The organism is Sorangium sp. So ce128, from assembly GCF_051525245.1.
Taxonomy (GTDB): domain Bacteria; phylum Myxococcota_A; class Polyangia; order Polyangiales; family Polyangiaceae; genus Sorangium; species Sorangium cellulosum_B.
In genome coordinates this window covers 6,408,256-6,431,429 of the sequence record NZ_CP150313.1, presented here as the reverse complement: position 1 = coordinate 6,431,429, position 23,174 = coordinate 6,408,256, and the positions used below count along the sequence as shown (strand labels likewise).

20 protein-coding genes and 1 pseudogene are annotated in these 23,174 nt (G+C 70.5%); 8 read left to right on the top strand and 13 right to left on the bottom strand.

Annotated elements, in window-relative coordinates; all coding sequences use genetic code 11:
• Window positions 1-23: 23 nt before the first annotated feature.
• The 5 genes from WME82_RS24315 to WME82_RS24295 form a co-directional block, all read right to left on the bottom strand.
• The gene (locus WME82_RS24315; RefSeq protein WP_437719281.1) at window positions 24-698 is read right to left on the bottom strand and encodes a cysteine hydrolase family protein; all 675 of its coding nucleotides are present in this window, start codon (window positions 696-698) and stop codon (window positions 24-26) included.
• A complete protein-coding gene (locus tag WME82_RS24310) occupies window positions 695-2,284 on the bottom strand; it encodes an ABC transporter ATP-binding protein (protein ID WP_438044927.1) in 1,590 nt (529 codons plus the stop codon). Before WME82_RS24310 ends, WME82_RS24315 begins: the two co-directional genes overlap by 4 nt.
• Before the next feature lie 2 nt (window positions 2,285-2,286).
• A complete protein-coding gene (biuH, locus tag WME82_RS24305) occupies window positions 2,287-2,982 on the bottom strand; it encodes a biuret amidohydrolase (RefSeq protein WP_437301443.1) in 696 nt (231 codons plus the stop codon).
• A 145-nt stretch (window positions 2,983-3,127) separates the two neighbouring features.
• Window positions 3,128-4,057, bottom strand: coding sequence for an ABC transporter permease (locus WME82_RS24300; protein WP_438044743.1), 930 nt, complete (start codon window positions 4,055-4,057; stop codon window positions 3,128-3,130).
• On the bottom strand, window positions 4,057-5,157 hold the full coding sequence (locus tag WME82_RS24295; protein WP_438044742.1) for an ABC transporter permease: 1,101 nt from the start codon (window positions 5,155-5,157) through the stop codon (window positions 4,057-4,059). The genes WME82_RS24300 and WME82_RS24295 overlap by 1 nt, the downstream gene beginning before the upstream one ends.
• A gap of 484 nt (window positions 5,158-5,641) precedes the next feature.
• Here WME82_RS24295 and WME82_RS24290 point away from each other — a divergent pair, with 484 nt between their 5' ends.
• The 4 genes and pseudogenes from WME82_RS24290 to WME82_RS24275 all read left to right on the top strand — a co-directional run bounded on the left by WME82_RS24290 (window position 5,642) and on the right by WME82_RS24275 (window position 10,599).
• The gene (locus WME82_RS24290) at window positions 5,642-6,625 is read left to right on the top strand and encodes a hypothetical protein (protein ID WP_438044741.1); all 984 of its coding nucleotides are present in this window, start codon (window positions 5,642-5,644) and stop codon (window positions 6,623-6,625) included.
• Between the two features lie 261 nt (window positions 6,626-6,886).
• Window positions 6,887-9,298, top strand: coding sequence for a GH116 family glycosyl hydrolase (locus WME82_RS24285; RefSeq protein ID WP_438044740.1), 2,412 nt, complete (start codon window positions 6,887-6,889; stop codon window positions 9,296-9,298).
• A gap of 22 nt (window positions 9,299-9,320) precedes the next feature.
• Window positions 9,321-9,692, top strand: a pseudogene (locus WME82_RS24280) (hypothetical protein); the annotation flags it as partial.
• A gap of 526 nt (window positions 9,693-10,218) precedes the next feature.
• Window positions 10,219-10,599 (top strand): Kelch repeat-containing protein, encoded by a 381-nt coding sequence (locus tag WME82_RS24275; protein WP_438044926.1) that lies wholly within the window; start codon window positions 10,219-10,221, stop codon window positions 10,597-10,599.
• On the opposite strand, the gene WME82_RS24270 is transcribed toward WME82_RS24275, so the two are convergent.
• Window positions 10,509-10,826, bottom strand: a complete 318-nt coding sequence (locus WME82_RS24270; protein WP_438045047.1) for a hypothetical protein — start codon at window positions 10,824-10,826, stop codon at window positions 10,509-10,511. The genes WME82_RS24275 and WME82_RS24270 overlap by 91 nt on opposite strands.
• A 162-nt stretch (window positions 10,827-10,988) precedes the next feature.
• Between WME82_RS24270 and WME82_RS24265 the strand changes: the two genes are divergently transcribed.
• Together WME82_RS24265 and WME82_RS24260 are read left to right on the top strand one after the other, a co-directional pair.
• Window positions 10,989-11,303 carry a hypothetical protein gene (locus WME82_RS24265; protein ID WP_129576976.1) on the top strand — a complete coding sequence of 105 codons (315 nt, stop codon included), beginning with the start codon at window positions 10,989-10,991 and terminating at the stop codon, window positions 11,301-11,303.
• Between the two features lie 240 nt (window positions 11,304-11,543).
• The gene (locus WME82_RS24260) at window positions 11,544-11,723 is read left to right on the top strand and encodes a hypothetical protein (RefSeq protein WP_438044739.1); all 180 of its coding nucleotides are present in this window, start codon (window positions 11,544-11,546) and stop codon (window positions 11,721-11,723) included.
• On the opposite strand, the gene WME82_RS24255 is transcribed toward WME82_RS24260, so the two are convergent.
• From WME82_RS24255 to WME82_RS24225, 7 genes are all read right to left on the bottom strand, one after another.
• Window positions 11,717-13,135 carry a PEGA domain-containing protein gene (locus WME82_RS24255; protein ID WP_438044738.1) on the bottom strand — a complete coding sequence of 473 codons (1,419 nt, stop codon included), beginning with the start codon at window positions 13,133-13,135 and terminating at the stop codon, window positions 11,717-11,719. The genes WME82_RS24260 and WME82_RS24255 overlap by 7 nt on opposite strands.
• An 11-nt stretch (window positions 13,136-13,146) precedes the next feature.
• Entirely contained in the window at window positions 13,147-13,896 is a 750-nt protein-coding gene (locus tag WME82_RS24250; RefSeq protein WP_438044737.1) for a hypothetical protein, read from the bottom strand.
• On the bottom strand, window positions 13,893-17,450 hold the full coding sequence (locus WME82_RS24245) for an nSTAND1 domain-containing NTPase (RefSeq protein WP_438044736.1): 3,558 nt from the start codon (window positions 17,448-17,450) through the stop codon (window positions 13,893-13,895). Before WME82_RS24245 ends, WME82_RS24250 begins: the two co-directional genes overlap by 4 nt.
• Window positions 17,451-17,506: 56 nt before the next feature.
• A complete protein-coding gene (locus tag WME82_RS24240; RefSeq protein ID WP_438044735.1) occupies window positions 17,507-18,526 on the bottom strand; it encodes a hypothetical protein in 1,020 nt (339 codons plus the stop codon).
• A 33-nt stretch (window positions 18,527-18,559) separates the two neighbouring features.
• Window positions 18,560-18,988 (bottom strand): hypothetical protein, encoded by a 429-nt coding sequence (locus tag WME82_RS24235; protein WP_438044734.1) that lies wholly within the window; start codon window positions 18,986-18,988, stop codon window positions 18,560-18,562.
• 175 nt (window positions 18,989-19,163) lie between these two features.
• A complete protein-coding gene (locus tag WME82_RS24230; RefSeq protein ID WP_438044733.1) occupies window positions 19,164-19,886 on the bottom strand; it encodes a tectonin domain-containing protein in 723 nt (240 codons plus the stop codon).
• A 215-nt stretch (window positions 19,887-20,101) separates the two neighbouring features.
• Window positions 20,102-21,433 carry an ATP-binding protein gene (locus WME82_RS24225; RefSeq protein ID WP_438044732.1) on the bottom strand — a complete coding sequence of 444 codons (1,332 nt, stop codon included), beginning with the start codon at window positions 21,431-21,433 and terminating at the stop codon, window positions 20,102-20,104.
• A gap of 349 nt (window positions 21,434-21,782) precedes the next feature.
• On the opposite strand from WME82_RS24225, the gene WME82_RS24220 reads away from it, so the two are divergent.
• Complete coding sequence (locus tag WME82_RS24220; RefSeq protein ID WP_438044731.1) at window positions 21,783-22,361, top strand: DUF4255 domain-containing protein; 579 nt, start codon at window positions 21,783-21,785, stop codon at window positions 22,359-22,361.
• A complete protein-coding gene (locus WME82_RS24215; protein ID WP_438044730.1) occupies window positions 22,358-23,170 on the top strand; it encodes a hypothetical protein in 813 nt (270 codons plus the stop codon). The genes WME82_RS24220 and WME82_RS24215 overlap by 4 nt, the downstream gene beginning before the upstream one ends.
• Window positions 23,171-23,174: the final 4 nt, after the last annotated feature.

The following is a 23,174-nucleotide window of genomic DNA, read 5'->3' as shown; positions in this document are numbered from 1 at the left end:
CACCGCTCCGGAACGGGCATCGATCAGAGCGCTTCGAGGACGGCGGCGGCGGGGGCGGTCCAACCGATGATCGCGCCCTGGGCGCGGACCATCTCCAACGTCGCCGCCTTGAACTCCGGGAAGTAGCTCTCGGTGGCGTCCTCGATCAACAGGCACTCGTAGCCGCGATCGTTCGCCTCGCGCATCGTGGTCTGGACGCAGACCTCGGTCGTCACGCCGGCGATGAGCAGGTGGGAGACGCCGAGCGCCGCCAGCCTGGCGTCGAGCCCCGTCCGGTAGAACGCGCCTTTCCCGGGCTTCGGTACGACGAGCTCCCCGGGCGCCGGCGCGAGCTCGGGCACGAAGTCGTTGCCAGGCTCGCCCAGCACCAGGATGCGCCCCATCGGCCCGACATCGCCGATCCGCATCCCTGGAGCGCCCCGGCCCCGCTTCGCAGGGGGGCAGTCCGAGAGATCCAGCCTGTGACCCTCCTTCGTGTGAATGATGGGCAGGCCGTGGTCGCGGAACGCGTCGAGGACGCGCCGGACCGTCGGCACGATGCGCTGGAGCCGCTTGACGTCGTTGCCGAGCGCCGCGCCGAAGCCCCCGGGCTCGAGGAAGTCGCGCTGCATGTCGATGACGAGCAGCGCCACGGCGTCCCGATCGGCGACGCGGAAGGGGTACGGCCTCGCCGCGATCTCGAGGGGCCGCGCCGTCATCGGTGCCCCGCCATCGCGCGGCCGATCTCCGCGACGTCGGCCGAAGCGATCGGCGACTCGTGGACGATGCGGCCTTCGCTCATCACGAGGACACGGTCGGCCATGGCGAAGATCTCGTCGAGATCCGCGCTCACGAGGAGGACGGCGGTCCCGCGGTTGCGCGCCTTCAGGATGCGGGAGCGGATCTCGGCCACGGCCGCGAAATCGAGCCCGAAGCAGGGGTTTGCGGCGACGAGGAGCTCGATGTCCTCTTCCATGCCGAGCTCGCGCGCGAGCACGGCGCGCTGCACGTTGCCGCCGGAGAGCTTGCCTATCGGGGCGTCGACCGAGGGCGCCTTGATGGCGTACTCCGCGGCGAGGCGCTCGGCCGACCGCCTCAGCGCCGCCCGGCTCACGCCCCAGCGGAGCCTTGTGAAGGGCGGCCTGTCGAAGACGCGGAACCCGATGTTCTCAGCGACCGACATCGCGGGGACGCAGGCGTTGCGCAGCGGCTCCTCGGGCAGGCACCGCACCCGGTGCTGCTGGATCTGCGCGCGCCCGGCGCCGTACGGCTCGCCATGGACGAGCACGCTGCCACCCCGCGCGGCGCGCTGCCCGGCGAGGACCTCGACGAGCTCCTCCTGCCCGTTGCCGGAGACGCCGGCGATGCCGACGATCTCGCCGCGATGGATCGTGAGCGTCACGCCGTCGAGCGCCGGCCGCCCGCGATCGTCGCTCGCGGCGAGCCCCTCGATGCGCAGGATCGGCTCCCCGGCGGGCGCGTCGCCGCGCGCCGCGGAGACCTGCGCCGGCTGCGCGCCGACCATCATCTCGGCCATGGCCGCCGGCGTGAGATCCTTGACCTTGCCCCGGCCGGCGACCCGGCCGCGCCGCAGCACCGTGACCTCGTCGGCGAACGCCGTCACCTCGCGGAACTTGTGCGAGATCATGAGCACGCTGATCCGCTGCTCGTCGGCCATGCACCGGAGCATCCCGAGCACCTCGTCGGCCTCCCCGGGCGTGAGGACCGAGGTCGGCTCGTCGAGGATGACGATCCTGCTGCCGAGGTAGAGCTGCTTCAGGATCTCGAGCTTCTGCTTCTCGCCCGCGGCGAGCGCGCGGACGGTCCGCTCCGGATCGAGCCGGAACGGCATGCGCTCCATGAACGCGCGGATCGCCTCGCGCTCCTTGCGCCAGTCGATCACGAGGGGGAGCGACGCGCGCGCGAGCACGAGGTTCTCGGCGACCGTCATGTTCATCACGAGGGTGAAGTGCTGGTAGACCATGCCGATCCCCAGCGCCTGCGCGTCGCGCGGGCTCCTGATGGACAGGGCCGCGTCGCCGACCCTCACCTCGCCGGCGTCGGCCTGGTGATAGCCCATGATGCACTTGACCAGCGTGCTCTTGCCGGCGCCGTTCTCGCCGAGGAGCGCGTGGAAGCTCCCGGGCGCGAGGCGCAGCGAGACGTCGTCGAGCGCGAGCAGCGGCCCGAACCGCTTCGTGATCCCCGCGGCGGAGAGCGCCGGCGGCGGCGTGGGGGGGCCGGGCTCCCGGGCGGCGGCGCGGGGCGGCCTCGCCGCGGGGCTCGAGAAGACGTGCGGGTCCATGGTCACGGGAGCGCCTCCAGCAGCGCGGCGGAGGTCGAGACCGCGCCGAACACGCCGTTCTGCATCTTGATCATCTTCAGCGCGGCGGCGTGGTTGCCAGGATCCGTGGCCGCGCAGCAGTCGGAGAGCAGCAGGCACTCGTACCCGCGGTCGTTCGCCTCGCGCATGGTGGTGTGCACGCAGACGTCCGTCGTGATCCCCGTGAGGATCAGGTTCTCGATGCGGCGCTGGCGGAGGATGAGATCGAGATCCGTCGCGCAGAACGAGCCCTTGCCCGGCTTGTCGATGATCGGCTCGCCGGGAAGGGGCGCGAGCTCCGGGATGATCTCCCACCCAGGCTCTCCGCGGACGAGCACGCGCCCGCACGGCCCGGGATCGCCGATGCCCACGCCCGTGCCGCGCCCGCCGTCGGTCCGGCGGGAGCGCCACCGCTTGTTCGCCGGGAGATCGGACAGGTCCGGCCGGTGCCCCTCGCGCGTGTGCAGGACGTGATAGCCGCGGCGGCGCAGCTCCGCGAGCGCGCGCTGGATCGGCGCGATGCACGCCCGCGTCAAAGAGATGTCGTAGCCGAGCAGGTCGATGTACCCGCCCTTCCCGCAGAAGTCGGTCTGCATGTCGATGACGATCAGGGCCGTCGTCTCGGGGCGGAGCGCGCCGTTGTAAGGCCAGGCGTAGGGATCAGCGGCCACGTAGGGCATCGGTCGAGTCCTCCTGTCATTCAGCGTTTCGCTCGTCTCGTACGGTTCGCTCGTCTCGCGGGGCTCGCTCCTTTCGTTCGTCTCGTTCGTCTCGTCCGTTTCGTACGTTTCACATGGTTCGTCCGGTGCGCGCCGCCTCGCGCGATCAACGCGCGAGCGTCAGCTCGGCGGGCTGATCGCGCAGGGTCTGGGTCGCGGAGCTTGCGGCGACCATGATGGCCAGCGTCACGATGTACGGCGCGGCGTTGAAGAGGTGGTATCCCCAGGTGATCCCCACGGACTGGAGCGCCGGCCCGAGGGCGCTCGCGCCGCCGAAGAGCAGCGAAGCGAAGAGGCAGCGCACCGGGTTCCAGCGCGCGAAGATGACGAGGGCGACGGCCATGAGCCCCTGTCCGCTCGAGAGTCCCTCGTTCCAGCTGCCAGGGTAAAAGAGCGAGAGGAACGAGCCGCCGACGCCGGCGAGGAAGCCGCCGGCCATGGTCGCGCGCCGCCGGACCAGGTTCACGTCGACCCCCATCGCGCGGGCGCTGTCGGCGCTCTCGCCCACGGTGCGGAGCACGAGCCCGAAGCGGGTGCGGTTCAGCGCCCAGAGCAGGAGCGGGGCGAGCGCGGCCCCGATGAGGAAGAGCGCGTTCACCTGGAGCGCGGAGCGGACCTGGGGGAGATCGCTGAAGAAGCCGAGCGATATCGCGGGCAGTCGGGGCGCCGTCGGCTGGATGAGCGGCTTGCCGAGGAAGAAGGCGAGACCGACGCCGAAGAGCATGAGCGCGATGCCGACGGCGATGTCGTTGACGCGCGGCTTCGAGCACAGCCACGCGTGCAGCGCGCCGAGCGCGGCGCCGATGGCGCCGGCGGCGAGCACGCCGAGCCAGGCAGAGCCCGTGAGGTAAGAGACGCCATAACCTCCCATCGCGCCCATGACGAGCGTGCCCTCCAGGCCGAGGTTCACGCGGCCGCTCGTCTCGGTGAGGCACTCGCCGAGGCTCACGAAGAGGAATGGCGTGCTGATGCGGATGGCCCCGGCGGCGACCGCGAGGGGGATGCCCCAGAGACCGAGCGCAGCTGCGTCGTTCATCATGCCACCGAAGGCGCCGGAGCCGCCTGACGGACCTTGGGCTCGCGGGCAGAGAGGGAACGGCCGTAAAGCGTCTCGCTGGCGAGGATCGCGATGAACAGGATCCCCTGGAGCACGCTCACCGTCGCGTCGGGGAGCCGCGCCGTCCGCTGCAGCAGGCCGCCGCTCGCGCCGATGCCGCCGAGCAGGAGGGCGACCGGCATGATCGCGAGCGGGTTGTGGCGCGCGATGAACGCGACGAGGATGCCGGTGTAGCCATAGCCGCTGATCAGCGACGCGTTGGCCCGGCCGTGGACCGCCGCGACCTCCACCATGCCGGCGAGCCCAGCGCACGCTCCGGCGAGCGTGCAGGTGAGCACGACGAGGCGCTTGACCGGCAGTCCGGCGAGGAGCGCCGCGCGGACGTTGCCGCCGCTCATCGCCGCGCCGAAGCCGAACGTCGTCCGGTGCATCAGCACATAACAGAGCGCGCAGGCGAGCACCCCGTAGGCGAGGCCCCAGTGGACCTCGAGGCCGGGCAGGCTCCCGAGCGCGTTCTCGGCGCCGATGGAGGCGGTCGAGGGCTTGTTGAGGCTCGCCGGGTCGCGCAGCGCGCCCTCGACGAGGTGGTTCAGGATCGCGATCCCGATGTAGTTGAGGAGGAGGCTGCTGATCGTCTCGCTCACGCCGCGGTAGACGCGCAGCGCGCCGGCGAGGCCGATCCAGAGCGCCCCGGCGGCGAGCCCGGAGACGAGCATCGCGGCGAGCACGGCGGCGGGCGGCGCGCCCCACGCCCGTGCGGCCAGCGCCGCCGACGCGGCCGAGAGCCCGCCCATGGCGAGCGCGCCCTCGCCGCCGATGACGATCAGGCCGAGCCGCGCCGGCAGCGCCGTGCAGAGCGCGGTCAGCATGAGCGGCGCGGCCCGGAGGAGGGTGTTCTGGAGCGAGAACCACGTGCCGAAGGCGCCGCGGACCATGTCCTGATAGACGCTCAAGGGGTTCACCCCCTGGGCGGCCACGAACGCGCCGAACACGAGGAGCGAGGCCGCGAGGGCCCCGAGGGGGATGGCGATCGCTTCGGTCGTCTCACGCCCGAGCAGCCCGTGCGAGATGACTTTCACGCTGCCGAGGATAAGGCCTCCATTATTTCCACAGGTTTTCGGGGAGCTTGCTTGTCGTGACAGGACGGACAGGACGGGCGCCTCGCGCCCTGACAACCCGCTCCGGCCGGCGAGCGACGCGCCGTTGTCATGACGTGCGACACCCCGGGGGCTCACCGGGTCGAGTGACGCTGTGGTGTGGTGGCCGCGCTGCGATGTGGCGGTAACGCTGCGATGTGGTGGCCGCGGCGACCGCGAACGGTTCGCACAGCGCGGCGGTCTCCGCCTTGCACTCGCCGTCGCCTGCCGGTGAGTTTGCTTGGCGATCATTGCGTGGACGGCGAAGAAAGCGGCGAGCGCTCGCGCGCCTGAAAGTCTGGGAATGCGGAGGCCCGCGCCGTGCGGCCCCGGCGAGCCTCGTTCCTGTGCCCACGCGCACAGCGCGTCGCGCAGAGGACCGCCGATCGATCCCACCCGCAAACCCCTGACTGGAGGTAACGCTGTCATGCGGTTCGAACGATCGATTTTGTTCCTGCTCGGCGCTGGCGTCCTCATGGCGTCCCGCCCCGCGGTGTCGGCGGACCTGACCTGCTCGTCGAGCGCGACCCTGGAGGCGCTCGTGGCGTGCATTCGCGATCAGATGCCCGGCAGGGACTCAGGCATCTTCGTCACCCCGAGCTCGACGCAGCTGACCGCGTGGCGGAGCGTCGTTCGCACCATGATGGGCGGCAGCTGCAAGTTCGTGCTTCCGTCCAGCCTGTCGTCGTCTACGCGGATCCGGCTCCTCCGCGACGTCAACAATGGACGAAGATACTGTGTGCTCATGGAGGTCGGCGATCGGAACAGCGACGGAATCGTCGATCTCGGGCTGGGCACGTTCATCGTGGACGCGGCCGCGGAGCGAGAGCTCGCCCATTCGGCGCCGCATGCGACAGCGGACCTGGAGACGGAGATCCAGGCCGTCAGCATCTTCAAGGCGACGAGATCCCGCAGCTTCCTGATGGCCGGCGCTCACCGCGATGCGAGCTTCACCGACAGCGTTTGCCAGAGCTCGACCATGACGTCGGACGTGGCCCACAACGTGACGAACGCGTTTCACGCGACCTATCTGGAGCTCGCGGCCTTTTATGGATCGAATCCCTGGTGGGGCATTCAGTGGCATGGCATGGCGAGAGATACCTGCGCGGAGGACGTGTTCGCCTCGCACGGCATGGATGTCGCCCCCGTCTCGGGTGACAAGATACTGGAGCTCAAGCGCAACTTGCTGGCCAGCAAACCCACCTGGCGGGTCGGCGTTCCCGGCAGCAGCGACTGTTCGCTGAACGCGACGACCAACGTTCAAGGTAGGCTACTCAACTTCGTTTCGGCGAGCCAGGTCTGTGGTCGCTCCGCCACCAGCTACAGCGGACGCTTCGTGCACATCGAGCAAGATCCGGCCTTTCGCCTCGCGGACTACTGGATCAATGCGGTCAAGGCCACCTGGCCATGAGCGCCGCTCCTCGACCGCGCGCTGCGGAGCAAGCCTGGCGATGAAAAGAAGGATCGTAGGGGTCTCGCTCGCGCGATCGAGTCGTGCGCGTCGTGGAAGATGCTCTGGAGATTTCGCGTCGCATGAAATGCCGCCCGGGTGAACAGCGACGCGCGAATTCAGGTTTGCCTCGGAAACGACGGAATGTTTCAGCGATAACGAAGTGAATGCATTGCCATTGGTACGGTGACGTGTGCGCACGATCCGCATATGCTCGCCGTCATGACATTGCCCCTTGTCCCACTACGCTCTCTGGGTGTCGTCGCCGCCGGTGCCGTCCTCGTCGTGGCGACAGCCGCCTCGTGCGGTGGAGGTGGCTCGAGCTCGTCCTCGTCGGATGGCGGATCGGGGCCTGGCGGCGCCGGTGCCGGAACCTCGACCGGAGCCGGAGCCGGAACAAGCCAGGGCCCTGCGAGCAGCTCGTCGTCAGGGGCGGGCACCGGCGGCGCTCCACCCGCGGTCGGCTCCGGCGGCAGCGCAGGCGGCGGCCCGCCGGCGCACGTGCCGGGCGAGCCGATCTCCATCCCGGCTCAGGCGTGGAGCAGGGGTATCACGGACGGCGTCTACGAGGACGGCGCGCCCATCGGCGGCTTCGGGGCCGGGACGATCACCTGGCGGTTCGACGGCAGGTTCTACAAGGGTCGCCTCGATATCGGGAGCAATGACCAGAACGTCGACAACAACGCGGGCTTCTTCATGTACCAGAAGGCCGAGGGGGGCGACGCGCAGACGAAGCGCCTCGACAAGGACGGCCTGGGCCAGGGGCAGGCGACGTACTCCTCGCTCTTTCCGCGCTCGTGGGTCGATTACCACGGGGCGGCATTCCCCTGCAAAGCGAAGGTCGAACAATACAGCCCCATCATCCCGGGCGATTACAAGAAGACCAGCTATCCGGTCGGCGTCTATCGGTGGGAGATCACGAATCCGACCGGAGCGCCTTGCGACGTCGCCGTGATGCTGACCTGGAAGAACGATCACGGCGGCAATGGCGCCACGGTGCAGACCTCAGGCGACGACGTCGGCCTGGTCCTCACCCGAGGCGGAGGGGCGCCGAGCTCCGAGGGACAGGGCGAGTTCACGCTCGCCAGCCGGAACGCGCCGGGCGTGGTCGTCTCGTACCAGTCCGCCGACAGCGTCGCCGCCCTGCAGAGCGAGCTCGCCAACGACGGCGCGCTCGCCAACACGACGGGAGGACACTCGCTCGGGGCGATCGCGTTCAAGGCCACGGTGGAGCCGGGGAAGAGCGTCATTGTGCCGATCGTGCTCGCGTGGGATATCCCGGTCACGCAGGCGGGCTCGGGGGACAGGTGGTACCGCGCGTACACGCGCCACTTCGGGCGGACGGGGAACGCCTCCTGGACGATCGCGGCGGAGGCGCTCGCCGAGCGCGAGCCGTGGCTCTGGGCGATCCAGGACTGGCAGGCGAGCGTGCTCGACGATCCGACGTACCCGGAGTGGCTCAAGGGCGCTCTGTTCAACGAGCTCTACTACTACGCCATCGCGGGCACGTACTGGGAGGCCGGCGCGGCGTCCGGCCAGCCGGATGACCCGGACGAGGACATGTTCACCAGCCTCGAGTCGTACATCTACCCGTTCTACGGGACGTCGGATGTGCGCTTTTACGGCTCATGGGCCCTGTTCTCGCTCTGGCCGGACATCGACAAGCAGGAGGTGCGGCAGTTCTGCGACAGCGTGACGACCACGCGCTCCGACAGGCCGCGCGCGCTCGGGACGACCGCGCACGATTTCGGGGACAACGAGAGCGTCTTCCGCAGGTGGAACGCGTACACGTACCGCGACTCGACCAACTGGAAGGACCTCAACTCCAAGCTGGCCCTGATGGTCTATCGCGACTGGGCGCTCACCGGGAAGACCGATACGGAGTTCCTCAGCTACTGCTGGCCCGCCGTGAAGATGGCGATGCAGAAGGTGAAGAGCCAGGACGGCGACGGGGACGGGCTCCCCGAGAGCAACGGCATCGACCAGACGTACGACGACATGGATCTGCACGGCAACACCGCGTATTGCGGGGGCCTCTTCCTCGCCGCCACCGAGGCCGCGAAGGAGATGGCGACCGCGATGGGGGACGCCGCGCTCGCGAGCACCTACCAGACCTGGTTCGACCAGTCCAAGGGCGGCTTCGAGTCGAAGCTCTGGACGGGATCGTATTACAAGATCGACACGGGGAGCCGGGACACGAGCCGGATCATGGCGGACCAGCTCGCAGGCCAGTGGTACGCGCGCGCCCTCGGGCTGCCGCCGATCGTCGACCCGAGCCACGCGGTGTCGGCGTTCACGAAGATCTACGAGAACAACTTCAAGCGGTTCGACGGCGGGACCCGCGGCGTCGTCAACGTCATGACCGCCAATGGCTCGGTCGACGGGACGAGCAACCAGACGCGCGAGTGCTGGGTCGGCACGTCCTGGGGCGTGGTGGCCGGCATGATCCAGGAGGGGCTCGCCGCGCAGGCCGGTGAGATCGGCGCGAGCCTGGTCGACACGATCTGGAAGACCGACGGCCTGTGGTTCCGCACGCCGGAGGCATGGGAGGGCAACGGCAGCATCCGCGCGCCGTACTACATGCGGGCCACGACGCTGTGGGCGGCGAAGCACGCGTACGATATCGCGCCCTAGAGCACCGATTCTTGCTGTTTGCATGCGGTCTCAACCGTTTGTCGCTCTAGTCCAGCTCCCGCTGTCGACGCTCCGAGGGCTGGAACGCCCTCTTCCTCGAGGGCCGGAGATCCAAGAGCCCCTCGGCGAGGACGAGGCCGCGCTGACCGACGCGCAGCGCCTCTCCAGACATCGAGAGGGCGGCCGCGTTCACTCCACGACCTGCGGGGACCGCCCGAGCGCCGCCCAGCCGAGCTTGCCGTACTGGACCGCGATCGCGCAGAACGGAGCCATCCCCGACGCCCTCTGGGACGGTTCGAGCGCGTATCAGGACGGCCGCCTCTACATCTTCGGCGGGTTGAACGGGACCTACCCGAACGACGAGCCCGTGGCCGATTTCAGCGTCTTCGACGTCGACACGCGGACCTGGCACGATCTCGGCCAGTACACGGGCGGGCCCTCCGCCCGGGCCGAGGCGATGATGTGGAGCGTCGCCGAGGACGACGCCCTGATCGTCTCAGGCGGGAGAGGTCCTTTTCGGCGCGGGCTCGATCTCACGCACCAGGACACGTTCCGGTTCGATCGGGTGCACGGGTGGACGCAGATCGCGCAGAAACCGGCCGAAGTCGGGCTCGCGAATCGCTCCGCGGAGGCGGTCGCCGTGCGAGGGAAGGGGAAACACAAGACCGTCGCGTACGCCTTCTCGGGCTCGTCGTCGACGCTGTCGGCCTTCATCAACCGCCCTGACGGCCTCCAGCACGACCTGGTTCGCTACAAGAACGGCTGGAAGCAGGTCGCGACCGGCTCGCCTGTCCCGCGCGCTCGAGCCCATCATCCGCTCGTTTACTCCGAGGGCTGGAACGCCCTCTTGCTCTATGGCGGATACACGAACGACGCCGTGAACGGGACCGGCCTGTTCACGCCGGAGAACTACCTCGGCGATCTCTGGATCGCTCGACATCGACACGGAGACCGGGGAGCAGATCGCCTTCGACGAGGACAGCGGACCGGGCCACCGCGACAACGCGAAGCTGCTCGCCGACGAGCGCGGCCATCGAATCTGGCTCTTCGGGGGCAGCCAGTTCGACGGTACCACCCTGTCCGATGTCTGGTACTTCGATCTCGACACCGGGGGCTGGACGCGCGTGGACACCGCGATGGCGGGGCCAGCGCCGGCGCCGAGGTTCGGCCAGTTCTCCTTCTCTCGCAGGACCGCCACGGCCTACGAGCTCTACATCTTCGGGGGAGCGACCGCGGAGTTCGCGCCGGTGCTGCTCAACGACATGTGGAGATTGACGATCCCCATCGCCCGCGACGACTGAACGAACCGGAGGTCGGCCACGGCCAGGAGGAGCCTTGAAGAGCTCCTCGATCCACCATCCATGAACAGCGTGAAGCGCGGTCGTTCACGCGTCTCCTCCGGACACCTCATGACCAGCACCTCTTGCTCCAGCCCGGTTGCTGCGAGGACGACGAGGCGGTCCAGGGCCTCGTCGTCCTCTCGATAGCTCGTCTCGACGATCCCGAGGGGCTGCGGCGCGATGCTCACCCCTACGATGTTCTTAGGAATGATTAAGGCGACATCGGACGAGCTCGGCGTTACCAGTCGTGGAGCAGCGATATCCTCGAATCGCGTAGGAGGTCACAGGGCCTTGCTGGTCCTGGCCTCCACGGGCGCGCGTGTCGCTGACAGCAAGATAGGAGAAGAGAAATGGCAACGTCCGTAGTGTTTGGTTCGGTGAGGCAGTCTGACGGCGGGATGCTGAACCCCGGCTCCGGGGGCTGGTCGTCCACGAGGGTTTCGACGGGGAGGTACAAGATCACCTTCAATGCCACGTCGTCGCAGGCTCCGATCGTCGTCGTCACGCCGGTCGACGATGCCGGTAGACAGTCCGCCGACAACCAGTTCTCGACGTACAACCACGAGCACAGCCCGCCAGCGGTGTATGTGTGCTCGGTCGACAAGGCTAGCGGTGCGCTGGAGGATGCGAACTTCTCGTTCGTCGCCTACGTCGTTCAGTCGTAGGGCGCATCCTGCCCGGCGGCTCACCTCGGGTCGCCGGTGGCGACGATCCTCCTCCCTCCGTTGAAGACCACGCCACGCCCTCACACCCCTGCACGGCCGCGACTCCCGACGTGATGTGCGGACCGCGCTCTCCCCACCCGGGGTGGATCGCCGCTCCCAGCCTGCACCTGCCGCGACGACCGCGCCTCCGGCGGCCGGAGGGTGGAGGTCTGCCCCCAAAAACCTTCCGGCGAGGCGCGCATGATCCTCAGCGGCCGGAAAATCCAGCATCTCGGCACAATCACCCGCGACGGCAAGATCGTCTTCTTCGGCACCGCCCCCGGCGGGACCATGCCGTCGTACGGCACGAACCTCGACCATGCTCGCTCAACCGGAACGCCCGCTCGCGGCAGCGCGCCGGAGGCACCTCGGCCTCAGTAGAAATCGTACCTGGCGCTCAGGGCAGGCATGAAGAGCGGGAAGAGCGGGGCCGTGAGGGGCTCGGCCGGAAACCAGGCCGAGGCGGCGTGATCGACCCCAGCCGCGGTGTCGACGAGCACCCGCTGGCTCGACGCCGGCCTCGGCACGGCGATGAGCAGGGGCACCTCGAGCCCCAGGGTGAGCTGGACCCGCCTGGCCAGCCTGACGCCGGCGCGCACCTCGGGTGCGATGTACACGAAGCGCGCCGCCGCGCTCCGCTCGAGCGGGCCGAACGACGGTGCGCCGCTCGTCGACGCCCGCGCGCTCGCGCGCGACCCGGCGACCGCGCCGAACAGCCCGCCGGCGCCCAGCCGCGCGTGGAGCAGGAGGCGCTCGCCCGACGAGTACCCGACCCAGGCGCCGAAGAGCGCGCCGCGGAGCGCTGTCGTGTCGTCGACGCGCACCGAGGTCGACGCCCCGCCGATGGCCTCGATCTCCGCGATGCGCCCGCGGACGGCTTGCTGCACGCTCAGATAGCCCGCCGAGGCGCCGAACGAGAGATGGTCGATGCCGTACCCTCCGTGGACGATCACGCTGACGCCAGACCCGAGGGGTTGGCTGCAGGGCTCCACGCACCCCGTCGGCGTGTCTCCGCCGAACGACACCACGAGCGGCGCCGCGGCGCTCACCTCGGCGAGCAAGCGGGGCGTACGCCGCGGGCCGCGCTCCTCGCGGTCGTCGATGGCCCCGGCGCCTCGCGCCAGCCGGATCCGGCGTGCGTCCGGCTCCTCCCTCGCCTGCTCGGCGATCTCGAGCTTGCTCGTCTCCTGGAGCCGGATCAGCCGTGCCGTCACCTGGACCGTCTCCCCGCCGTCCACGTCGAGGCGCTGCTCGAACGGCTGGTACCCCGCCTTGACCACGCGGACGGTGTGGGGGCCGCGAGTCACGCGCAGGGGAGCGCCGAGCGGCAGCTCGCCGCGCGGTACGCCGTCGAGCAGGACCGCCGCGCCCGGTTCGGCGCCCACGATCCCGATGGCCCCGACGGCATTGTAAAGGAGCTTTACCACCAGCAGGATATCGCGCTTGTCCTCGCTCTTGAGCCTCTCCGAGAACTCGTGCAGCGCGCTCTCGTACAGCTCGATGGCTTCCAGGTAGCGCTCGAGCTGGATGAGACACGCGGCGGCGTTGGTCGTCCCGTTCAGCGTCATGAACAGCGAGCGCGATGTCTGGAACTCGGCGAGCGCCTCGGCCCAGCGCTCTTGATCGCGCAGCGCGATCCCGCGCTGGAAGTGCGTGCGCGCATCCTCGCGACGCCGGACCTCGCCGGGCCCGCCCGTCTGCGCGGCGGCGAGCGAGCCGAAAGGCAGCGGCGCCAGGAGCACCGCCGCGAGGAGGAGGCCATGCGCGGAGCGTCGGCGCGTCGTGCCCGGCATCGCGCGCGCCCTCATTCGAAGGAATCTCCGGCCAGCACGCCGCTGCGCGGCTTGCCGTGCACCTCCGCGGCCGCACCGATCGGGCACCTGGGGGTGACCTGCGCCGCCGGGGGACAGACGCACGCCGGACCCTCGCTCGGCCGCGCGCCGGCGAGCGCAGCGCCCAGCGCGGATTCAAGCGGCGGATCCATCGCCATGTGACCCGCCAGCGCGTCGTGCTCGGCGGCGACACCGGGCAACATGGACTCGAGCGCCAGCTCCGGCGTCCCGGCGAGCTCCGGCGCGGCGGGGTCGACGGCTTCGGCGGCCGGCGGCTCGGCGGACGCGGCCGGGAGGAGGCTGCGCCCGGAGCGGCGCGCCGCCCGCGCCAGCGCGGCGAGATCGAGCGAGGGCGGCGAGGCGCCGGCGTCCGTGAGGGTCACGGTCGTCTCGCCGTGCTGTGCCCCCCTGGAGACGCGCACCCGGTGCGCCTGCCCGAACTTGCCCGAGAGCTCGATGACGCCGTCCCGCCGCCGCATCGGGACGCCGTCGACCTCGACGACGGCGTCGGCGGGCAGGACGAGCAGCTTCACCCGGCGCTCGCCGGCGCCGAGCCTGTGCGCCGTCGGCCGCGCCGCCGCTGGGGCGCGGGTCTCGCCGGCGATCTCGAGGGCAGACGTCGCCGGCTCCGCTCCGCCCTCCTCGACGTCGGGCTGCCCGCACGCGCCCAGGGACGACAGGAGCACCAGCGCCGCCGCCGCGGCCGTGTCGCGCGCCATCATCGCCCCCGGCCCTCCGCGAGGAGCGGCGCGCGCTGGTACGAGCGCTCGCACGCCGCGTGCCGATCCCGGGCCGCGGACACGGTCTCGCCGAGGTAGGTGACGCGCATGTACGGCGGCAGGCAATCGGTATGCGCGGTCAGCAGGCGTCTCTTCAGGGTGTCCACGTCGATGCTCCAGGTGTGAATGCCGTTGTCCATGGCGACGGTCATCAGCCGTTGCCCTCCGTCGAGGAAGGCCAGCGAGATGACCGGCGCCGACGATCCGAGCACGATGGGCGCGCCCTCGCCGGCAGCGCTCCAGAGGCGGACGGCGGCGTCGGCCGACGACGTGACCACGCGCTCGCCGTCGGGGCTGAAGAGGACGCGAAGGACCGCGCCGTCGTGCCCGCGCAGCACGACGGGCTCGCCCTCGCCGTCGGCGCTCCACACCCGCGCCGTCCCGTCGTCGGACGCCGTCACGACGCGCTCGCCGTCAGGGCTCCACGCGCCGGCGTGCACGCCGCCGCCGTGCCCGCGCAGCACGACGGGCTCGCCCTCGCCGCGCGCGCTCCACACCCGCGCGGTGTGGTCGAGCGACGTGGTGAGCACGCGGGCGCCGTCAGGGCTCCACGCGGCCGAGGTGAGCCAGTCCTCGTGCCCGCGCAGCACGACGGGCTCGCCCTCGCCGTCGGCGCTCCACACCCGCGCCGTCCCGTCGTCGGACGCCGTCACGACGCGCTCGCCGTCAGGGCTCATCACGGCGGCGCGCACCTCGGCCTCGTGGCCCCTCAGCACGACGGGCTCGCCCTTGCCGTCGGCGCTCCATACGCGCGCCGTGCGATCGAACGAGGCCGTGACGACGCGCGTGCCGCCGGAGCTCAGCGCCGCGCTCGCCACCCACCCCTCGTGACCCCGGATCACGACGGGCTCGCCCTCGCCGTCGACCCGGAAGACGCACGCCGTCCGGTCCTCGTAGGCCGCGACGACGCGCTCGCCGCCTTCCACGATGGACGCCGCGTGGAAGAAGCCGAGGTCGCGACGCCGGTGCGGCATCGCCCGGAGCGGCTCGGCGCTCCACACCTTCGCGGTGCGGTCGGACGAGCGCTCCCACGGATCGGACGCCGCGGTGACGACGCGCGCGCCGTCGGGGCTCCACGCCGCGGAGCGGAGCGGCGCGCGGTGCCCGACCAGGACGAGCGGCGGGCCGCTGCCGTCCGCCGGCCAGAGGCGCGCCGTCCTGTCCGCGGAGGCGCTGGCGACGTACTTGCCGTCGGGGCGCCACGAGACGAAGGTCACGGCGAGCGCGTGGCCGGAGAGCACGACCGGCTCGGCGTCGCCGGCGGCGCTCCAGACGCGCACGGTCCGATCGGCCGAGGCGGTGGCCACGCGCAGGCCGTCGGGGCTCACGGCCGCGTGCAGGACGCTGTCCTCGTGCCCGGCGAGCACCACGGGCGCGCCGGCGCCGGCCAGCGTGACGACGCGCGCCGTCCGGTCGCGCGAGCCGGTGACGACGCGCGCGCCGTCGGGGCTCACGGCCACGGAGATCACCTCGCCGGTGTGCCCGCTCAGGACGCGGCTCCTGCCCTTCGCGATCAGCCAGACGCGCGCCGTCCGGTCGTCGGAGGCGGTGACGACGCGCGCGCCGTCGGGGCTCCATGCGGCCGCGTTGATGCGGCCGCGGTGGCCTGTGAGGACGACCGGAGCGCCCTCGCCGTCGGCGCGCCACACGCGCGCGGTGCCGTCCGCCGAGGCCGTGAGCACGCGCGCGCCGTCCGGGCTCGCGGCCACCGCGGTGACGGCGCCGCGGTGGCCCCTCAGCACCACGGGCTGACCAGCGCCGTCCGCGCGCCACACGCGCGCGGTGCCGTCCTCCGAGCCCGCGAGCGCGCGCTCGCCGTCGGGGCTCCACGCGGCCGCGAGGATGGCCCCGCCGCCGCCCTCCAGCACCACGGGCTGGCCGGTGCCGTCGGCGCGCCACACGCGCGCGGTGCCGTCGGCCGAGGCCGTGAGCACGCGCGCGCCGTCGGGGCTCCACACGGCCGCGGCGAGGGCGCCCGCGTGTCCGCGGAGGGTCGCGCGGAGCGCATTCGTGTTGAGGGCGTCGCTCGCCAGCTCGATCCAGCCGCGGCGCATGGCTGGCAGCTCCGCCTCGGGCAGGAGCTTCATCGCCAGCGGGAGCTGCGCGCGCACCGCGAGCTCGCGGAAGCCCGCGAGGATCCTGGCGTCGTGCGCCTCGGAGCGCCGCTCCTCCGCGACGTCCCGCTGCCGGTCGGCCTCGCGTCGAGCCCGGACCTCCTCGACGCGCAGGCGATCCGCGCGGAGCTTCTGGCCGTACGCCACCGAGCCGAGCGCCGCCGCGCCGGCCGCGACAACGAGCGCCGCCCCGGCGACGGCGGCGGAGCGGCGCCGCCGCCCGCGCTCCTCGGCGAGCCTCGCCTCCGCCTCGGCCCGCTCGCGCCGCCGCGCCTCCAGGTGCCGGCGCTGCTGCCGCTGATCGAAGACCTCGCGCGCTAGCCAGTCGTGGCCGATCTCGAAGTACCGGCTCCCCTGGTGCTCCGCCGCGTGGAGGATGGCCGCCCCCTCCAGCGCCTTCAGCGCCGGCCCGAGCTCGTCCGCGGGGAGGATCCGGAGCAGCTCCTTCTCGGTGCGCAGCGTGCGGCTGCCGTCCGCCGTCACCAGGTGATCCTCGAGCAGCCGCTCGGCCCCGCCGCGCAGCGCGCCGAGGCTGGCGAGCGTCGCCTCCAGGTACCGTCGCAGGATGGCCTCGGCCTCGACCGCATAGGCCGCCGCTCCCCCGTTCGCGCGCTGCTCGAAGAGCGCGCGGCACACGATCTGCGCGTACGCGGCCTGCGCCTCGGCCTCGTCGCCCGCGGCCTGGCCGGGCACGCGCACCTGGAGCAGGAGCGGGCGCATGTCCGCCGGCGCCCACGCCTGCGGCGGCTCGCCGGCGGCGGCCGCCTGGCAGACGGCCTCGCAGAGCTCGCCGACCGTGAGCGGGCCGACGCGGAAGCCGTGATCGAGGAGCCGGCGGTGCTCGCGCAGCCGACCGCGGAAGCGGCCGAGGTAGTCCTCGCGGAGCGACAGCACCAGGCGCAGGTTGCGGGTGGGCAGCCCGGCGAGGCGGTCCACGCAGTCGAAGAGCGCCTCGGCCTCGGCCGCGCCGCGCGTCGCGTAGAGCAGCTGCTCGATCTGATCGAGGTAGACGACGGCGAGCCGCGGCGACCCCCGCGCCGCGCGCTGCGCCGCCGTGAGCAGCGCGTCCGCGGGCGAGGCGCCGGCCGGCCGGTCGCCGAGGCCGAGGGCGCCGTACACCGCGTCCGCGAGCCAGCGCGTCGGGTCCTGATCCTCGGGCCAGGCGTCGACCCGCGCCACGCGGATCTCCTGCTTCTCGATGAGCGACGGGAGGACCGCCGCCTGCACCAGGGAGGACTTGCCCGCGCCGGACGGCCCGAAGACGGTGACGCAGCGGTTGGCGAGGATGGATGCCTCGAGCCGGTAGGCGAGGTCGCCTCGCCCGTAAAAGCGATCACGATCGGAAGCGCGGTAAGGTTGCGGACCTGGAAAGGGGTTCTGCATTGCGGGGCAGCGAGAGCGAGTAACAGATGGATTCGGCGCGAACACCTTATTGGTTCTTAAGGATCCAAAGGTTGCTCCGGGGCTCGCGATCGACCCGGGTGTGGCGCGCTCCCGGGGGGCGCGCACTTGTCGGGCGACTCCGAGCGGGTCACCCAGCGACGGAGATCGATGTTCGCCGTCCCCAGGAAGGCTCCCTTGAGCACGCGGACGTTGTAGGTGACGCCGGGCGCCGTCTTCTGCGCCTCTCCCCACTCGCCGAGGGTGCCGCCGAGATCGATCGACGCGCCGCCCTCGCACGAGAGCTTCCCCTTCCAGGCCGCGCGGCCGGTGTCGAGCGCCGCGATGTTGAACGAGCACGCGTCGAGATCGCAGACGTTGCCCGGACCCACGGCCGAGCCGGCGCAGTCTTTCTTCTGGTAAACCACGCTGAAGCACTCGGGATAGTCCGCGAAGAAGAGCGAGGTCCCCTGGAGCTTGCGGCCCGACGCGCTCGACGCGCTCACGGAGGTCCCTCCGATCGAGGAGGCGTCGATCGCCAGGGTCGCGGCGACCGCCTGCTCGGCCGCCACCTCGAGCGTCCCCGCCTTGATCGCGCGCGTCAGCACCCTGACGTAGCTCGTCCCGGTCTCGGCGAACAGGCTGGTGCACGCGCCGCTCGCGTCGAGGTACACCGCCGAGAGCCTGCTCTCCACGAGGTCCGTCAGCGTGATGTTCGCGCTCCGCTTCGAGGACACGCCGGCCGAGGAGGCGACCTTGACGGCTGCGCCGAAGTCGCCGGAGAGCTTCCCGTCGAGCACGTCCCCGTAGTAGAGCGTCACCTTCGACCAGCTCGGCGCCGCCGTGCCATGGTCGCCGTCGAAGCAGGCGTTGGTCTCGGGCTGGTCCCCGAGCAGCCGGCGTCCGAGGCTCGCGGAGCCGCTCGCCGGCGTCCGCGCGCGGTAGTCCGGCGCGAGGTCCTTGATCGCCTTGTCGAGCGTGACCGTCGCCGTGCTCGCGCACGCCGCGAGCGGGACCGCGGCCAGCGCCGCGATCGCGAGGCGGATCGGTGAGCGCCTTCTGTCATCGTCAATCTTCACGGTTGATCTCCTTCGAGCGCGCCGTGGCCGCGATCAGGGCGAGACGGCCGAGAGGACGTCCTCTATCTCGCCGGCGAGCTGGTCGACGTCCGCCGACGCGTCGCTGGCGAGCCAGTCGATATCGTCCTTCCGGCGGTAGATCTCGGCGCGGATCCGTGGGACGACCACGAGCTCTTCGTCCTGGGTGAGCTCGTCGGCGAGCAGGGTGATCGAGAGCTCGCACACCTTGGTGCTGCCCTCCGGTTCGGGGATCCGCAGGGTCACCGTGGCCGTGGCGCTCTCGGCGTCGAGGCGCGCCGTCGCGCGGCCCTCGAAATGGGCGGACAGGGCCTTGCCCACCGACCGCAGCAAGGCCTGTATCGCGCGCCTCGGTGGTTCGCCGGGGCTGAGCCGCGTACGAAGAGAGACGCCCACCGTCACCGACGACGAGCCGCCGAACGCGACGGGCTCATCCTGATTCATGTGTTCTTCCGCTGGCACGGGCATACCTGCCATGAAACGGACGACGCCGCGTTTTGTCAGCTTAAGAGAAATTAAGGAGCAACGCGTTCACGAGAGGCCGCGCCGGACGTCGTGAGCGTCGGAGCAGCGCCGTCCCGCCAGGGGATCGGTCGCTGCCTCGAGGACGGCTGCAGTGTCAGCCACCACTCGAATCATACACGATGGTCTTCCCGGTGGTGTCGATGAGCGCAAAGGAGTAATCGGAAGGGCAACTGATAGACTTTGCCTTCGGGAGCAAGTCCAGCTGGTACCACCAATCGGGTGCGCCCTGATACATCCACGTATTGCCGGCCGAATCGAGGCTATAGAACGTCATGGCACCTGCAGACGCCACCTGGGCCAGGGTTCCACTGGTATGGTTGTTGGGGATGGGGGAGTTCCAGCTGTTGGTCGCGAAGGTGTACTGGCACATGTTTCCAGAAGTAGTGAGTCCCATCAGGTACCAATTCCTCCCCGGTGAGTTCCAGAAGGCACTCACCTGCTTCATCCCGCCGCCATTGAGCGTGCTCCAGGAATTCGTGCTCGCATTGTACTGCAACACGTTGCCCGCCGCGTTGACCCCCCAGACCCCAGACCCGTTGTTGACCCCAACGGCCACCTGAACCAGCGAGCCGGGCATCTGGACCCAGGGGTTTGTTCCGTTGTACTTGTACACGTTGCCCGCCGCGTTGACTCCCCACACCGTCCCGTCAGAGGAGGCGCTCACCTGGACGAGCGAGCCAGGGATCTGCGTCCAGCTACTTCCGGTGTAATGGAAGATGTTCTGGGCGCCATCAACCCCCCAGATATCGGGGCGGCCTCCAGTAGGGTAAGAGACGGCGGAAATCTGAGTCATGGTCGTGCTGAGCGTGAGGGGCATGATTTCTATCTCCTTTGTCCATTCTGCGCCAGGCTCCGTCGAGCGGATCGCCCCCATGGAACGGCGCTTCGAGGCCCCGCGGACGACGCCATCGTCCTTCCGTCGGTGCCATCTCGCCGTCGGTCGTACCCGTCGTCGGTCGCGCTGACAACTTAAGCTATTTTAATGCACCTCGGCTTCGGCGGCGTGACGGGGCGTGTCGCGCGAGCGTCCGCTCAACCCGCCTTCCCCTGCTTGGCATACTCCTTCCGGATGCCCTGCAGGAGGTCGTCTACCGTGAGGGGACGACCGCCCTCTCTCAAGGCCTGGAGCGAGGCGTAGCGGATCACGTTCATGATCGCGCCCCCCGCGAGCGCGTGCTCGCGCGCGATCTTCTCGAGGTCCACGGCGCCGTCGAGCCTCGCCCTGGGCGAGAGCCCCTGCCGCCACAGCCGCGCGCGCTCCTCGGCGCGCGGCATCGGAAAGTAGATGATCGACTCGAACCGCCGCGCAAAGGCGTCGTCGAGGTTGTCGCGCAGGTTGGACGCCAGGACCGCGAGCCCGTCGAAGGTCTCGATGCGCTGGAGGAGGAAGGAGACCTGCTGGTTGGCGTAACGGTCGTGCGCGTCGCGCGTCTCGCTGCGCTTGCCGAAGAGCGCGTCGGCCTCGTCGAAGAACAGGATCCAGCCCCTGCGCTCGGCCTGGTCGAAGACCCGGCCGAGGTTCTTCTCCGTCTCCCCGAGGTACTTCGACACCACCAGGGAGATATCCACCTTGTAGACCTCACGGCCGGTGGACTTGCCGAGCAGGCAGGCCGTCATCGTCTTGCCCGTGCCCGGCGGGCCATAGAAGAGGCTGCGGTGGCCGGGGCGCAGCTTCCCGGCCATGCCCCAGTCCGCCATCAACGTCTCTCCGTGCTCGATCCAGGTCTCGATTTCCTCGAGGTGCTTGCGGGTGCTGGGCTGCAGCACCACGTCCTCCCAGCCGAGGCGCGTCTCGATCCGCTGGGCGGGAAAGCCGGGCCCGCAGCCGAGCCGCCGCGGCTGGCCGGTGGTGAAGAGACAGAGCAGCTCCTCCGAGATCCGGAGGGGAGCCTTCATCGGCGTCACGCCGTCGCCGCCCCCGAGCCTGAGGACGTCGTGCCTGGCGAAGAGGTGCTCTGGATCCAGGAGGAGCTGCACCGAGAACCGGAGCGCGAGGTCGTCACCGCCGAGGAGGAACGCCAGCGTCTCGGCCGTGGGCAGGAGCTCGCCGTCGAAGCCGAGCTGGGCGCCGCCGAACTCGGTGAGCCTCCGATCCACGGCGGTGTCGCGGCCGAAGCAGACGTCGAGGAGCTGCGGCCGCAGGTGCGGGACCAGGGCGAGCACCAGGGCGAGGCGCTCGACGAAGGAGAGCTGATGGCGCCGCACGAAGCCGGCGTACTCCGAGCTCGACCCGCCGAGGTCGGGCGGCGCGATGTCGAGCACGCTCCCCTCGATCGCGTCCTTGCCGAAATGGAGCTTCATCCGCGCCTCCAGCACGCTGCGAAACCAACTCAGCTCCCGCTCGAGATCAGCAGCGTTCTCCACGATCTTGGTCATCCTTGCCATACCCGTCGAGCCGCGGCGCTCCTCCTCGCTCCAGAACCGCTGCGCGAACGGTGCCACGACACGCCCCGGTCACGCCGCTAAATACGAGGCTTCTTAAAATGGCTTAAGTTGTCAATGCGACCGACCGTGGGTACTACGGAGGTCGAGAACGGCGCCGGCGGAGGACCCAGCGCGTCGTCCGCGGGCATCGAAGCGCTGTTCCATCGTGGCGATCCGCTCGACGGAGCCTGACGTTCAGGCGTCGCGCCGCGGATGCGCTGACCCGAGATCTTCAAGGATGAGAGCCAATGAGAGCGGGACAAGTTCAGAGCTCCAGGAGTCGTCAGCCGTGATCAGCGACATCCTCGTCCTTCTCAGGAACACGGTGAACGAGCACCTGACCGCGAGCTCGGGCTGGCGCGGCCCAGTGCCCGACCAGGGGCCGGTCGTCTTCCTCGACAGCGAGAAGGTGGACAGCCTCGAGCTCAAGCTCGGAGCCGTCACGCTCCTCCTGGTCAACCTCGAGGAGGATCACACGCTGCGACCGGCCGACCCGTTCCGGTTGACGCTGGCGGACGGCACCACGCAGCGCGTCCAGCCGGCGATCCAGATAAACGCTTACGTCCTCTTCGCCGCCCGCTTCAAAGAGTACGAGCAAGGCCTGCGGTGCATCTCGCTGATCCTGCAGTTCTTCCAGGGCCGCCGGGTCCTCGACCACGAGAACACGCCGGCGCTGAGCGACAGGATCGAGAAGCTCACCATGGAGCTCTTGACGCTCCCCCTCTCCGAGCTGAACCAGCTCTGGGGCATGCTTCGGAGCGCGTATCAGCCTTCGCTCCTCTACAAGGTCCGGATGGCCGTCTTCCAGGACAAGGACGGCCTCAGCGCACCGCAGATCAGCGATCCGGTGCTGAGGATCAGCCAGTGAAGCACGTCGCGATCATCGAGGTGCTCTTGCGGCACGCGTTCTACACCGACCTCCGGTGTCCGGCCCTCTCGATCGAGCCGAGCGACGCCACGGCGCGCCTGCTCCGCGATCATCGCTGTCTCTGGCGATCGAGCTCCCAGGGCGTCCGGGTCCTCTCTCCGCTCGACCCCACGGGACAGCCGTTCCTCCCGCTCCCGGCGGACGCGGCGCTGCTCTTTTACATCATGGTCCGGGGCGGCGACTTCGCCGTCGTCACCGACCTCACCGGCGTCCGCGGGCGCTCGGCGCCGGTCTTCACGGACGCCGGCGCTGGGACCGACGGCGAGCTGCGGTTAGCCCCCGCCGACCCGGCGCGGCCGCGGCTCCCGCCGGGCGTCTTCGCGGCCGTCGAGATCCGCCCCGGGAGCGCGCCGCAGCCCGCCCGTTTCCAGGTCAGCTTCCCGGCCAGGCAGGCGCGATGGGCCTACTACTGCGTCACCGACCTGACGCCGGCCGCGGGCGAGCTCGCCGTGGTGGACGCCTCGCCCGCCGGGGCCACCGGCGCGCTGCGCTTCAGCGCCGTGACCCTCGATCCTGTGGACCCGGTCGCAGCGCAGATTGCCAGTCGGTATCCCGGGATGCGCTGCGTGTGCTTCGTCTCCGATCAGCCCGTCGCCGCTCGCGCAGAGCCGAGGAGGAGCCTCGAGCTCCGGCTCGGCCCCGACCGCGTGGCGGGCCCGCTGCCCAATCCGTCGATGCAGAGCGCTGCAAAGGAGGATCTGCTGTTTCAGATCATCAAGTATCGAGCGCAACCGTTTCAAACCCCCTGAGATC

Bases quoted from the DNA above. Each gene is read 5' to 3' on its own strand.
- WME82_RS24315 (WP_437719281.1), bottom strand. From the start codon at position 698: ATGACGGCGCGGCCCCTCGAGATCGCGGCGAGGCCGTACCCCTTCCGC.
- WME82_RS24310 (WP_438044927.1), bottom strand. From the start codon at position 2,284: ATGGACCCGCACGTCTTCTCGAGCCCCGCGGCGAGGCCGCCCCGCGCC.
- biuH (WP_437301443.1), bottom strand. From the start codon at position 2,982: ATGCCCTACGTGGCCGCTGATCCCTACGCCTGGCCTTACAACGGCGCG.
- WME82_RS24300 (WP_438044743.1), bottom strand. From the start codon at position 4,057: ATGAACGACGCAGCTGCGCTCGGTCTCTGGGGCATCCCCCTCGCGGTC.
- WME82_RS24290 (WP_438044741.1), top strand. From the start codon at position 5,642: ATGCGGTTCGAACGATCGATTTTGTTCCTGCTCGGCGCTGGCGTCCTC.
- WME82_RS24285 (WP_438044740.1), top strand. From the start codon at position 6,887: ATGACATTGCCCCTTGTCCCACTACGCTCTCTGGGTGTCGTCGCCGCC.
- WME82_RS24265 (WP_129576976.1), top strand. From the start codon at position 10,989: ATGGCAACGTCCGTAGTGTTTGGTTCGGTGAGGCAGTCTGACGGCGGG.
- WME82_RS24260 (WP_438044739.1), top strand. From the start codon at position 11,544: ATGATCCTCAGCGGCCGGAAAATCCAGCATCTCGGCACAATCACCCGC.
- WME82_RS24255 (WP_438044738.1), bottom strand. From the start codon at position 13,135: ATGCCGGGCACGACGCGCCGACGCTCCGCGCATGGCCTCCTCCTCGCG.
- WME82_RS24250 (WP_438044737.1), bottom strand. From the start codon at position 13,896: ATGATGGCGCGCGACACGGCCGCGGCGGCGGCGCTGGTGCTCCTGTCG.
- WME82_RS24245 (WP_438044736.1), bottom strand. From the start codon at position 17,450: ATGCAGAACCCCTTTCCAGGTCCGCAACCTTACCGCGCTTCCGATCGT.
- WME82_RS24235 (WP_438044734.1), bottom strand. From the start codon at position 18,988: ATGAATCAGGATGAGCCCGTCGCGTTCGGCGGCTCGTCGTCGGTGACG.
- WME82_RS24230 (WP_438044733.1), bottom strand. From the start codon at position 19,886: ATGCCCCTCACGCTCAGCACGACCATGACTCAGATTTCCGCCGTCTCT.